At 65.8% G+C, this 12,984-nt stretch carries 10 protein-coding genes; 9 read left to right on the forward strand and 1 reads right to left on the reverse strand.

The features are described 5' to 3' along the window. The coding region (locus tag JNN06_RS17440) for a bifunctional 2-C-methyl-D-erythritol 4-phosphate cytidylyltransferase/2-C-methyl-D-erythritol 2,4-cyclodiphosphate synthase (RefSeq protein ID WP_291240863.1) at positions 1-1,073 on the reverse strand (1,073 nt) is incomplete at its 3' end. 194 nt (positions 1,074-1,267) lie between these two features. Here JNN06_RS17440 and dusB point away from each other — a divergent pair. The 9 genes from dusB to hflX form a co-directional block, all read left to right on the forward strand. Further along, entirely contained in the window at positions 1,268-2,263 is a 996-nt protein-coding gene (gene dusB / locus JNN06_RS17445) for a tRNA dihydrouridine synthase DusB (RefSeq protein WP_291240864.1), read from the forward strand. After that, entirely contained in the window at positions 2,260-3,363 is a 1,104-nt protein-coding gene (locus JNN06_RS17450) for an ATP-binding protein (protein ID WP_291240865.1), read from the forward strand. The genes dusB and JNN06_RS17450 overlap by 4 nt, the downstream gene beginning before the upstream one ends. Beyond that, complete coding sequence (locus tag JNN06_RS17455; protein WP_291240866.1) at positions 3,363-4,727, forward strand: response regulator; 1,365 nt, start codon at positions 3,363-3,365, stop codon at positions 4,725-4,727. Before JNN06_RS17450 ends, JNN06_RS17455 begins: the two co-directional genes overlap by 1 nt. Positions 4,728-4,816: 89 nt before the next feature. Next, a complete protein-coding gene (locus JNN06_RS17460) occupies positions 4,817-7,105 on the forward strand; it encodes an ATP-binding protein (RefSeq protein ID WP_291240867.1) in 2,289 nt (762 codons plus the stop codon). Next, complete coding sequence (locus JNN06_RS17465; protein WP_291240868.1) at positions 7,102-8,493, forward strand: sigma-54 dependent transcriptional regulator; 1,392 nt, start codon at positions 7,102-7,104, stop codon at positions 8,491-8,493. Before JNN06_RS17460 ends, JNN06_RS17465 begins: the two co-directional genes overlap by 4 nt. 121 nt (positions 8,494-8,614) lie before the next feature. Further along, positions 8,615-9,991 (forward strand): Trk system potassium transporter TrkA, encoded by a 1,377-nt coding sequence (gene trkA, locus JNN06_RS17470; protein ID WP_291240869.1) that lies wholly within the window; start codon positions 8,615-8,617, stop codon positions 9,989-9,991. Continuing rightward, positions 9,991-11,547: a potassium transporter TrkG gene (locus JNN06_RS17475; RefSeq protein ID WP_291240870.1), complete on the forward strand. Its 1,557-nt coding sequence runs from the start codon at positions 9,991-9,993 to the stop codon at positions 11,545-11,547. Before trkA ends, JNN06_RS17475 begins: the two co-directional genes overlap by 1 nt. Before the next feature lie 127 nt (positions 11,548-11,674). Then, on the forward strand, positions 11,675-11,908 hold the full coding sequence (hfq, locus tag JNN06_RS17480; protein ID WP_054303569.1) for an RNA chaperone Hfq: 234 nt from the start codon (positions 11,675-11,677) through the stop codon (positions 11,906-11,908). Positions 11,909-11,940: 32 nt separating this feature from the next. After that, on the forward strand, positions 11,941-12,984 hold a 1,044-nt coding region (gene hflX, locus JNN06_RS17485; RefSeq protein WP_366813035.1), incomplete at its 3' end, for a GTPase HflX.

Below are 12,984 nucleotides of genomic sequence, written 5' to 3' on the forward strand. Positions count from 1 at the left end.
CGCCCGGTGAAACCGAGACGTTCCGAGGTGGTGGCCTTCACCGAAATCCGGCCCGGCTCCAGCCCCATGATGGCGGCGAGAGCGGCCTGCATGGCCGCGGCATGGGGGCCGATTTTCGGGCGTTCGCACACCAGCGTGACATCGCAATTGGAGATCTGGAAGCCGCGCGCGGCCGCCAGTTGAACGGCGTGGCGCAGGAAAATCTCGGAGGCGGCGCCTTTCCATTGCGGATCGCTGGGCGGGAAATGGCGCCCGATATCGCCCTCGGCCAGCGCGCCATAAATGGCATCGGTGAGGGCGTGCATGCCGACATCGGCATCAGAATGGCCCAGCAAGCCCTTGGAATGCGGCACTTTTACGCCGCAGAGCCAGCAATGGTCACCCTCCGTGAACGCATGCACATCATAGCCATTGCCAAGGCGAATATCCATGGCGCGTCCTTTCAGCAGGGCCTCGGCCCGCGCGAAATCGGCGGGCCAGGTCAGTTTCAGATTGTCTTCCGAGCCGGTGACGATGGTGACGGGCAGGCCTGCGGCGCGGGCGACCTCCACATCATCGGCGGCGCCACCGGGATGGGCGCGGTGGGCGGCGAGGATCGCTGCGAAATCAAAACCTTGCGGGGTCTGTGCCCGCCAGAGCCCGTCGCGCGCCTGCGTGCCGGTCACCTGCATATCCGCACCGCGCCACAGCGCATCGGACACCGGCAGCGCGGGCGCGGCGGCGGGGCCATGATCGAGGGCTGCCAGCACGCGGGCAATGAGATCGGGGGCCACCAAGGGCCGCGCGCCATCATGGATCAGCACCCGGGTGATCTTGCGATTTTCTAGCGCTTCCAGGGCGTTGCGCACCGAACTGGCCCGATCCGGCCCACCCTCCACGATCAAATCGGCGGGCAGGTTTTCGGCACGGGCGCGGTCATCGGGATGGATCACCAGCACGCGGAAACAGCCGGCAAAGGCCGCGAGCGTATGCGCCAGCACGGGCCGACCGGCAAGGTTTTGCCATTGCTTCGGGATCTCGCCCCCGGCACGGGTGCCGCGCCCGGCGGCAACAAGGATGGCGGCTGTGGTCATGGCAGTCTCGGCTGGTGCTTCGGTTGCATTATCCCTAGTGCAAGGGTTGTCGGGTGACAATGCGGTGGCATTCGCCCGGCAAATCGCCTAGTTTTTGTGCAATCCCATGCTTGCGCCCAAAATTGCAGCGTCTTGCCGTTGTTTCAAACCACTGGCAGGTCTAACTGCTGAATTGATAGACAAGGAACCCCCAAGTGTCGCCTCGTGCCGCTGAAATTTGTCTCGCTGATCTGTCGCTGTCGCCGCCGGTGGCCCTGGCGCCCTTGGCCGGGATCACCGATCTGCCGTTCCGGCGGCTGGTGGCCTCGTTCGGGGCCGGGCTGGTGGTGAGCGAGATGGTGGCCAGTCAGGAAGTGGTGCAGGCGCGCCCTCTGGCGCGGGCGCGGGCCGAGCTGGGGTTCGAGGAAGCGGCGACAAGCGTGCAATTGGCGGGGCGTGAGCCTTACTGGATGGCCGAGGCCGCGAAATATGTGGCGGGGCAAGGCGCGCGGGTGATCGACATCAATATGGGCTGCCCGGCCAAGAAGGTGACGAATGGCTATTCCGGCTCGGCCTTGATGCGCGATCTGGATCATGCCTTGAAGCTGATCGAGGCGGTGGTGGGCGCGGTGGAGGTGCCGGTGACGCTGAAAACCCGGCTGGGATGGGATGATGCCACCCATAACGCCGCCGAGCTGGCGCGGCGGGCCGAGGGCGCGGGCGTGCGGATGGTGACGATCCATGGCCGCACGCGCTGTCAGTTCTACAAGGGGCAGGCCGATTGGGCGGCGATTGCGCCGGTGAAGCAGGCGCTGTCTATCCCGTTGATTGCCAACGGGGATATTGTCGATGCCGCCACGGCGGAGGCGGCGCTGCGCCTCTCGGGGGCGGATGGGGTGATGATCGGGCGGGGCGCGCAGGGGCGGCCCTGGCTGCTGGCACAGGTGGCCCATGCGCTGTATGGCCGCCCGGCGCCGGTGATCCCGCAGGGCGACGCCTTGGCCGATCTGGTGGTGGGCCATTACGAGGCGATGCTGGCGTTTTACGGGGCTGAGCTGGGCATCAAGATCGCCCGCAAGCATCTGGGCTGGTATTTGGAAATGGCGGGGCTGGAGGCGGCGCGGGGCGAGGTGATGACCTGCGACGCGCCGCAACAGGTGATTGCGCTGATCCGCGCGGCCTTTGCGCATCAGGGGCGGGAGGCGGCATGAAGGGCTATCGTCAACCCTATCCGGTGCCGGGGGTGATCTGGGCCTCGCTGCCCATTCCGGCGCTGCTGGTGGATGAGGCGGGCCTTATTCTGGAAACCAACCCGGCGGCTGAACTGTTCCTCAACGCCTCGTCGCGCAATCTGAAGGGCCAGCCGGTGTTTGACCGGGTGCATATCGACGCCGAGATGGATGAGGCTTGTGCGCGGGCGCGGGCGAACCAGTCGGCCCTGTTCATCAATGATGTGGATGTGACCAGCGGCGAGAAACCGCCGGTGCAATGCACGGTGCAGGTGGCGCCGATGGCGGATAATCCGGGCGTGCTGATGCTGCTGATTTCTCCGCGCGAAATTGCCGACCGGCTGGGCCGGGCGGGGGCGGCCAAGACGGCGGCGAAATCGGCGATCGGCATGGCGGAAATGCTGGCGCATGAGATCAAGAACCCCCTCGCAGGCATCTCGGGCGCGGCGCAGCTTTTGTCGATGAACCTGAGCCCCGAGGATCAGGAGTTGACCGATCTGATCGTGGAAGAAACCCGCCGCATCGTGAAGCTGCTGGAGCAGGTGGAGCAATTCGGCAATCTGCGCCCACCCGAGCGGCGCGCGGTGAATATCCATGATGCGCTGGACCGGGCGCGCAAATCGGCGATTTTCGGCTTTGCGGCGAATATGCGCATCGTCGAGGAATATGACCCCTCGTTGCCGCCGACCCATGCCGACCCCGATCAGCTGATGCAGGTGTTTCTGAACCTGATCAAGAACGCGGCCGAGGCGGCGGGGGGCAAGCCGGGCACCATCCGGCTGCGCACGCGCTATGACCTGTCGCTGCGCCTGCGGCGCAAGGATGGCACCGGCAAGGCGCTGCCCTTGCAGATCGAGATCATCGACGACGGCCCCGGCCTGCCGCCCGGCATTGCCGACGAGATTTTTGAGCCCTTCGTCTCGGGCAAGGAAAACGGCACCGGGCTGGGCCTCGCCTTGGTGTCGAAGATCATTACCGAACATGACGGCTGGATTTCCGTGGATTCAGTGCCGGGGCGGACGGTGTTCCGCGTCTCACTGCCGGTCTTGCCGAAAGAATTGCAGAAAAAGGAAACTGAGTGATGGATGGCACGGTTCTGGTTGCCGATGACGACCGCACGATCCGCACGGTTCTGACCCAGGCGCTGACGCGGGCGGGCTGCAAGGTGCATGCCACCTCCTCGCTGGTCACGCTGATGCGGTGGGTCGAGGAGGGCAAGGGCGATCTGGTGATCTCGGATGTGGTGATGCCCGATGGCAATGGCTTGGAGGCGCTGCCGCGCATCACCAAGATGCGGCCCGGCCTGCCGGTGATCGTGATCTCGGCGCAGAACACCATCATGACGGCGATTCAGGCCGCGGAGGCCGAGGCGTTTGACTATCTGCCCAAACCCTTCGATCTGCCCGACCTGATGAAACGCTCGGCGCGGGCACTGGATGTGAAGCGGCGCGCGCCGAAACCGGCCCCGGCCCCGCGCGAGGGCGGCGACGATCTGCCGCTGGTCGGGCGCACGCCCGCGATGCAGGCGCTGTATCGGCTGGTGGCGCGGGTGATGAACACCGATCTGCCGGTGCTGATCACCGGCGAAAGCGGCACTGGCAAATCGCTGATCGCGCGGGCGATCCATGATTTTTCCGACCGGCGCACCATGCCTTTCGTGGTGGCGCAGGCGGCGGACCTCACCTCGATGGATGGGCCGTCGCAATTGCTGGCGCGGGCGCGCGGCGGCAGTCTGGTGTTTGACGAGGTGGCCGATCTGGAGGATGAGGCGCAGGCGCGCATCGTGCGGATGCTGGATATGCTGGGCGACAATGCGCCGCGCATCATGGCCACCAGCCAAAGCGATCTGGCCAGCCGGATGGAGGCCGGGCGGTTCCGGCAGGATCTGTTCTACCGTCTGGGGGGCGTGACGCTGCATGTGCCGTCCCTGCGCGAGCGGGTCGATGACATCCCGCTGCTGGCCGAGCATTTTCTGGCCAAGGGCGAGCGCGATTTCGGCACCATTCGCCGCCTGTCGGGTGACGCGCGCGAGCTGGTGCGGGCCTATAGCTGGCCGGGCAATGTGCGGCAGCTGGAAAACACGCTGAAGCGGCTGATGGTCACCTCGTCGGAGCCCGAGATCGCGCGGGCCGAGGTGGAGGCGGTGCTGGGCAGCCAGCCGCTGCCCGAGCCGATGAAGGGCGTGGGCGAGGGCGACAGGCTTTCGGCTTCGGTCATGCGGCATCTGAAGCGCTATTTCGATCTGCATGGCGGGCAATTGCCCCCGGCGGGCGTTTACAACCGGATTTTGCGCGAGGTTGAGGCGCCGTTGATCGAGATTGCGCTGGATGCCACAGGGGGCAATCAGGCCAAATGTGCCGATCTTTTGGGGATCAACCGCAATACCTTGCGCAAGAAGATCACCGAGCTGGATATTCGCGTGACACGTCGCCGCAAACTGATGTAAAACCGCAACAGAGCGCGTGACATTCTGGCCATGGCCCGAATCTCATGACAGCTATGGCAGCGGGGGCACAGCAAGACCCCTGGTAACGGGTGAGGGTCTTGAAGGTGCGGGCGGCGAGTGCGGGAGGCGCATGGCTGGTGAAGCTGTCGCGATTGCGGCGGCAAAGACGCGTGCAGACCTTCTCGACCTTCGGGCTGGTGGCGCTTGGACCGGCGCTGGTGGTGGCGACGCTGCTGGTGCTGGGGCCGTTGAACGATGCGGCGGGGGGCGCCGGGCTGCGCCTGATCCTGCTGGTCGATTTCATCTATATCCTGCTGATCGCCGCGCTGGTTCTGGCGCGGGTGGTGCGCATGGTGGTGGATCGCCGCCGCCGCTCGGCCGGGTCGCGGCTGCATTTGCGGCTGACCGGGGTCTTTGCGCTGGTGGCCTTTCTGCCCACGGTGCTGGTCGCCGTGTTCGCCGTGCTGACGGTGAATGTGGGGCTGGAGGGCTGGTTCTCGGAACGGGTGCAGCGCGCGGTCGGCGCCTCGCTGGAGGCGGCGGAGGCCTATGAGCGCGAGACGCGCGAGGATCTGGTGGCCGATGCGCAGACGCTGGCGGGCTATTTCAACATGGCCAAGCAATCGACCTTCTTTCTGGAAGATGGCCGCTTGCGGGTGCTGCTGACCGAGGCACAGAAAACCGTGCAGCGCGGCTTGCGCGAGGCCTATCTGATTGATGGCACCGGGGCGCTGCGCTCGCGCGGGGATAACAGCTATCTGTTTGATTTTGAACAACCCACCTCGGAGCAACTGCTGCGCGCCAAATCGGGCGAGGTGGTGGTGATCCAGGATTGGGCGAATAACGAGTTCCGCGCGCTGCTATATCTGGAGGCTTTTGCCGATCGTTACCTGTATATCTCGCGGCAGGTGAATGGCGATCTGCTGAGCCTGCTGGATCAGACCAAGGAACAGGTGCGGCTGTATAATCAGGTGGAGGAGGCCCGCGATCAGGTCTTGCTGGGGGTGGGGCTGCTCTATTTGGGTTTTGCGATGATCCTCATTCTGGCGGCGATCTGGCTGGGCCTGTGGTTTGCCGAAAGGCTCAGCCGTCCGGTGGGGCGGCTGGCGGCGGCAGCCGAACGCGTGGGCGAGGGCCATCTGGATACCCGCGTCATCGAGGAAGACAGCGATGACGAGATTGCCCTGCTGGGCCGCATGTTCAACCAGATGACCCATCAGCTGAAGGGCCAGCGCAATGCGCTGATGGAGACCAACCGGCAGGAGGAACGCCGCAGGCGGTTGTTTGACAGTGTGCTGTCCTCGGTCACGGCCGGGGTGATCGGGTTGGATGCCGAGGGCGATGTGGATTTCGTGAACCGCGCGGCGCAGCGCCTGCTGGATTATGACGAGGGCAAGACCGATGTGGCGCTGGCGGTGGCCGTGCCCGAATTCGGCCCGCTGTTCGAGCGGCTGCGCGAGGGCGGCGGCGCGGCGGTGCAGGAGGAGGTTCGGCTGGTGCGGCAGGGGCGGATGGAAAGCCTGCTCGTGCGCATGTCGGGGCGGCGCAGCGAAAGCGGGCGGCTGGAAGGCTATGTGGTGGCCTTTGACGATGTGACCGAGCTGGTCAGCGCGCAGCGCATGGCGGCCTGGGGCGATGTGGCGCGCCGCATCGCGCATGAGATCAAGAACCCGCTGACCCCCATTCAGTTGTCGGCCGAGCGCATCAAGCGCAAGTTCCGCCGCGAGGTGGCCGAGCCGCAGGAGCTGGACGCGTTGGCCGATGTGATCGTGCGCCAGACCAATGACCTGCGCCGGATTGTCGACGAGTTTTCCAAATTCGCGCGGATGCCGGAACCCGACCGCCGCGAAACCGATCTGGTGAAGCTGGTGCGCGAGGCGGTGTTGTTGCAGCAATCCGGGCAACCGGGGGTGCTGATCCGCGCCGAACTGCCCGAAGGCGCGGCGGTGCTGGATCTGGACGCCACCATGATCGGGCAGGCGCTGACCAACCTCATCAAGAATGCGGGCGAGGCCATCGAGGGTTTGCAGGAGAAGGGCGCGCCCGCGGGCTTTGCCCCGGAAATCCGCGTGGCGCTGCATCTGTCGCCGGAAGAGGCGCTGATCACCGTTGCCGATAATGGCTGTGGCCTGCCGCCCGACCGCTCGCGCCTGTTCGAGCCTTACGTCACGACCCGCGAAAAGGGCACCGGCCTTGGCCTGCCCATTGTCAAGAAGATCATCGAGGAACATGGCGGCACGCTGGCGCTGACCGACGCGCCGCCCTTCACAGAAAACGCCCATGCCGGGGCGCAGGCCGAGATCCGCCTGCCGCGCGACGCGACGCGCGCCCGCCCCCGCAACAGGCAGACAGCCATGGGAGGCCAGGGAGACGCATGAGCATTCTGATCGTGGATGACGAGCGCGATATTCGCGAATTGATCGGCGATATTCTGAAGGACGAGGGGTTCTCGGTGCGGCTGGCGGCCAATGCCGATGACTGCATGGCGGCGATCAATTCCGAGGCCCCTTCGCTGATGATTCTGGATATCTGGCTAAAGGACAGCCGGATGGATGGGATCGACATTCTGAAAACCGTGAAGCGCGACAACCCGGATGTGCCGGTTGTGATCATCTCGGGGCACGGGAATATTGAAATCGCGGTGGCAGCGATCAAGCAGGGCGCTTACGATTTCATCGAGAAGCCGTTCAATATTGATCAGCTGATGGTGGTGGTCAGCCGCGCGATGGAGACGGCGCGGCTGCGGCGCGAGAACAGCGAGCTGCGCCGCCGCGATGTGACCGCCTCGGAGATGCTCGGCTCCTCGATTGCCTTCCGGGGGTTGCGCGGACAGCTGGACAAGGTGACCAAATCCAATGGCCGGGTGATGCTGACGGGGCCTGCGGGCTCGGGCAAGGAGCTGGCGGCGCGCTATATCCATGCCCATTCCAACCGGGCCGGGGCGCCCTTCATCACGGTCTCCTCGGCCACCATCGAGCCAGAGCGGATGGAGGAGGTGCTGTTTGGCCGCGAAACGCCGGAGCGCGGCGTGGAGCCGGGGCTGCTGGAACAGGCCCATGGCGGCATCGTCTATTTCGACGAGGTGGCGGATATGCCGCTGGGCACGCAATCGAAAATCCTGCGCGTGCTGGTGGAGCAGCAATTCACCCGCGCGGGCGGGCAGGACAAGGTCCGGGTCGATCTGCGGGTGATCAGCTCGACCACCCGCGACCTGCGCACCGAAATCGCGGCGGGGCGCTTCCGGCAAGAGCTGTATGACCGGCTGAATGTGGTGCCGATTGCGGTGCCGAGCCTGGAGGAACGCCGCGAGGACATCCCCGAACTGACCCGGCATTTCATCGAGGTGTTCCACCGCAGCCAGGGCCTGCCGCTGCGCAGCCTGTCGCAGGATGCCGAGGCGATGTTGCAAACAATGCGCTGGCCGGGCAATGTGCGGCAGTTGCGCAATGTGATCGAGCGGGTCTTGATCCTGGGCGATGGCACCGGCCCCATCGAGGCGCGCGAGCTGCCGGGGCAGGAGGCGCCGACAGGCGATGAGGGGCGGCTGGTGATCAGCGGCACGCTGGCCACCCTGCCGCTGCGCGAGGCGCGCGAGCTGTTCGAGAAGGAATACCTGCTGACCCAGATCAATCGCTTCGGCGGCAATATCAGCCGGACGGCGGCCTTTGTCGGCATGGAACGCAGCGCGCTACACCGCAAGCTGAAATCGCTGGGTGTGGTGACCGGAACCAAGGGCCGCGGCGAGGACGAGGACGGCGAGGAGTGAGGCGCAGGCCCGAGTTTTCGACGAAAACTCGGATCTTGCGATTTTTCGCAGAAAAATCGGTCTGCTTGACCCGCTGGGCCTTGCATGCCATCCCTGACGGCAATCAGACGGGGGCAAGGCCATGAAGGTGATCATCTGTGGGGCGGGGCAGGTGGGCTGGCAGATTGCCCGCCACCTCTCGGGCGAGCGCAATGACGTGACCGTGGTGGACAGCAACCCCGATCTGGTGCGCCGCGCCACCGAGACGCTGGACGTGAAGGGGGTCACCGGCTTTGCCTCCTATCCCGACATTCTGGAAAAGGCGGGCGCGCGCGATGCCGACATGATCATCGCCGCAACCTATTCCGACGAGGTGAACATGGTCACCTGTCAGGTGGCGCATTCGGTCTTTGGCATCACGCGCAAGATTGCGCGGCTGCGGGCGCAGAACTATCTGATCCCGGCCTATGGCGATCTCTATCGCCGCGACCATCTGCCGATCGACGTGGTGATCAGCCCCGAGCGCGAGGTGGCGCGGGCGGCCTTGCAGCGGCTGGCGGCGCCCTCGACCTTTGACAGCGGCCTGTTCCTTGATGGGCGGGCGCAGCTTCTGGGCATTGTGCTGGATGGCGATTGCCCGGTGCTGAACACGCCGCTGCGGCAATTGACCGAGCTGTTCTCGACCCTCTCGGCCATCGTCGTCGGCGTGCGTCGCGCCAGCCGTCTATATGCGCCCGACCCGGAGGATCAGCTGTTCGAGGGCGATCAGGTCTATGTCTTCGCGCAGGCGCGCGATGTGAACAGAACGCTGGAAGTCTTTGGCAAGACTGTCAAAAAGCAAGAACGTGTGGTCATTGTCGGGGGCGGCAATGTGGGGCTTGCCGTGGCGCAGGCGCTGGAGGTGCAAAGCGACCGGGTGCGCGCCAAGGTGATCGAGATGGACCGGGCGCGGGCCGAACTTGCGGCTGACGGGCTGACGCGGACCATTGTGCTGAATGGCGACGGGCTGGACCTCGATCTGCTGATGGAGGCCAATATCGACCGCGCCGATGCGGTGCTGGCCGTCACCGATGATGACAAGACGAACATGCTGGTGGCGGTGCGCGCCAAGGCGGCGGGCTGCCCGATGGCGATTGCGCTGGTCAATGATCCCGGCATGGTGCAGCTGCTGCCCGAGCTGGGGATTGACGCCCATATCAACCCGCGCGCCACCACGGTCAGCTCCATTCTGCGCCATGTGCGCCATGGCCGGGTGCGGGCGATCTACAGCCTGGGCGATGCCGAGGCCGAGATGATCGAGGCGCAGGTGCTGGGCACCTCGCCGCTGGCCGGGCGGCTGATCCGTGACATCGGCTTTCCCGAAGGGGTGCTGGTCGGCGCGGTGCTGAAGGGCGAGCGGGTGATCAAGCCGCAGGGCGACACCCGCATTGACGAGGGTGATGTGATCGCGCTGTTCGCCATGGCCAAGGATGTGCCCGAGGTCGAGCGTCTGCTGCAAGTCTCGGTCGATTTCTTCTGATGCCGCGCGCGCCGCTTGCCTTGCCAGCCCGCGATGCCCTGCTGGGCCTGCCTTTGCTGGTCTGGCTGATGGCAGTGACGGCGGCGGCCATGCTGCTGCCTGCCTTGCACGGGTTTCTGAGCGCCGAGCATGATGCCGGGCGGCCCTTCCTTTATGGCGCGCTGTTGCTGGCGGTGCTGACCGGCATGATCGGGCTGGCCACCTGGCAGCAGGGCGCGGCGGTGGATGCGCGGGGCGCCGAGGCACGGGGGAGCCATTTGCGCGCGCTGGTCGCGGCCTATGTCGTCTTGCCGCCGCTGATGGCCTGGCCCTTTGCCGAGGCCTTGCCCGATACCCGCTTTGTGAATGCCTGGTTCGAGATGCTGTCCAGCTTCACCACCACCGGCGCCACGCTATACGATGTGCCGGGGCGGCTGCCCGAGAGCCTGCATCTGTGGCGCGGACTGGTGGCCTGGCTGGGCGGGTTTTTCATCCTGGTGATGGCGGTTTCGGTGCTGATGCCGCTGAACCTCGGCGGGATGGAGGTGCTGAACGGGCGCACCGGCCCGGCCCGGGCGCGCCAGATCGACCGGGTGGCCGACCCGTCCGAACGCATGGTGCGCTTTGCCGCCGAACTGTCCGCGCCCTATGCCGGCTTCACGGCGCTGCTGTGGCTGGCTTTGGTGATGGCGGGGGAAAGCGGTTTTCATGGGCTGTGCCTGGCCATGGCGACGATCTCGACCTCGGGCATCCTGCCGGATGGCATGACCGGCCCCGCCGCCTCGGGGATGGTGGGCGAGGCGCTGGTGGCGGTGCTGCTGTGCCTTGGCCTGACCCGCCGCGCCTATCCCGGCGCGCTGTTCGATGATGGCGACCTGCCCCTGACCCGCGACCCGGAAATCCGGCTGGCGGCGGCGGTCATTCTGGCGGTGACCGTCATCTTGCTGTTTCGCCATTGGGGCGGTGCCGCGAGTTTCGCCGATGCGGGCGATCTGGGCGCCATGCTGGCGGCGGGCTGGGGCGCGGCCTTCACGGCGCTGTCCTTCCTCAGCACCACCGGCTTTGCCTCGGCGGAATGGGAGACGGCGCGGCTGTGGTCGGGGATGGAGACCCATGGCCTGATCCTGCTGGGCCTTGCCATCATGGGGGGCGGGGTCGCGACGACGGCGGGCGGGGTCAAGCTCTTGCGGGTTTACGCGCTGGTCTTGCAGGGGCAGGGCGAGTTGCAGCGGCTGGTGCATCCGCGTGTGGTGACCGGCGGCGGCACGCTGGCACGGCACCTGCGGGGCGAGGGCGCGCGGATGGCCTGGGTGTTCTTCATGCTGTTTGCCATCTCGATTGCGGTGGTGACGGCGGGGCTGACGCTGGCGGGGCTTGATTTCAACACGGCGCTGATTGCCGGTCTGGCCGGGCTGACCACCACCGGCCCGCTGATCGGGCTGGCGGCCGAGGCGCCGATCCGCCTGATGGACATGGGGCTGGCTGCCAAGGCGATTCTGGGCGGGGCGATGGTGCTGGGCCGCATCGAGGCGCTGGCGCTTCTGGCGGTTCTGGCGCCGCAAAACTGGCGCCGCTAAGCGTTAACAGCTGGTTTTTTGGGCTGGAATCTCCCGCTTTTGCCGGACATACTGGGGCTGTCCGTCACCGAACAGGGGGGATGGGCGCAAGGACGACCCGCGCGACATAAAAAAAGGCAAAACAAAAATGGCTGCCGACAAACAGAATTTGCAGGACGCATTCCTCAACCATGTGCGCAAGGCAAAGGTTCCGGTTACAATTTTCCTCATCAATGGCGTCAAGCTTCAGGGTGTGATCACCTGGTTTGACAATTTCTGCGTCTTGTTGCGCCGCGACGGCCAGTCGCAACTGGTATACAAGCACGCGATCTCGACCATCATGCCGGGCGCGCCCATCAACCTTTACGAAGGTGAAGACTGATTTCCGATCTGCCTGAAGACGACGAATTCGACCTGTTCCATGAAGATGGCGGGATCGAGGCTTATGAAACCGCGGCGGCGCCGGTGCGGGCCTGGATCCTGCACCCGGACATCAAGTCCGAGCGCACGCGCCGTTTGCCCGAACATGGGCTGGCCGAGGCGGTCTCGCTGGCGGGGGCCTTGCCCGGCATGCAGGTGCTGGGCGCCGAGGTGGTGCGCCTGTCCCGCATCCATCCCGGCACGCTGTTCGGCTCGGGCAAGCTGGACGAGCTGAAGGCGCGGTTCAAGGCCGCCGAGGTGGAGCTGGTGCTGGTGGATGGCCCGGTCTCGCCCATTCAGCAGCGCAATCTGGAAAAGGAATGGGGCGTCAAGCTGCTGGATCGCACCAGCCTGATCCTCGAGATTTTTGCCGATCGCGCCCGCACCCGCGAGGGCGTGTTGCAGGTGGAGCTGGCGGCGCTGAGCTATCAGCGCACGCGGCTGGTGCGGGCCTGGACCCACCTTGAACGCCAGCGCGGCGGGTTCGGCTTTGTGGGCGGCCCCGGCGAGACGCAGAAAGAGGCCGACCGGCGCGCGATCGACGATCAGGTGATCCGGATCAAGCGGCAGCTGGAAAAGGTGGTGAAAACGCGCGAGCTGCATCGCAGCGCGCGGCGCAAGGTGCCGTTCCCGATTGTGGCGCTGGTGGGCTATACCAATGCCGGGAAATCAACCCTGTTCAACCGGGCGACCGGGGCCGAGGTGCTGGCGAAGGACATGTTGTTCGCCACGCTCGATCCCACCATGCGCGGCGTCACGCTGCCCTCGGGGCGCAAGGTGATCCTGTCCGATACGGTGGGCTTCATCTCCGATCTGCCGACGCAGCTGGTTGCGGCCTTCCGCGCCACGCTGGAGGAGGTGCTGGAGGCCGATCTGGTGCTGCATGTGCGCGACATCGCGCATCCGGAAAGTGCGGAACAGGCGGCGGATGTGGCGGATATTCTGGCCAGTCTGGGCGTGAAGGACAGCACGCCGATGTTCGAGATCTGGAACAAGCTGGATCTTTTGCCCGCCGATACTCAGGCCGGGTTGCAGGCG

Source organism: Gemmobacter sp., assembly GCF_016792925.1.
GTDB lineage: Bacteria > Pseudomonadota > Alphaproteobacteria > Rhodobacterales > Rhodobacteraceae > Gemmobacter.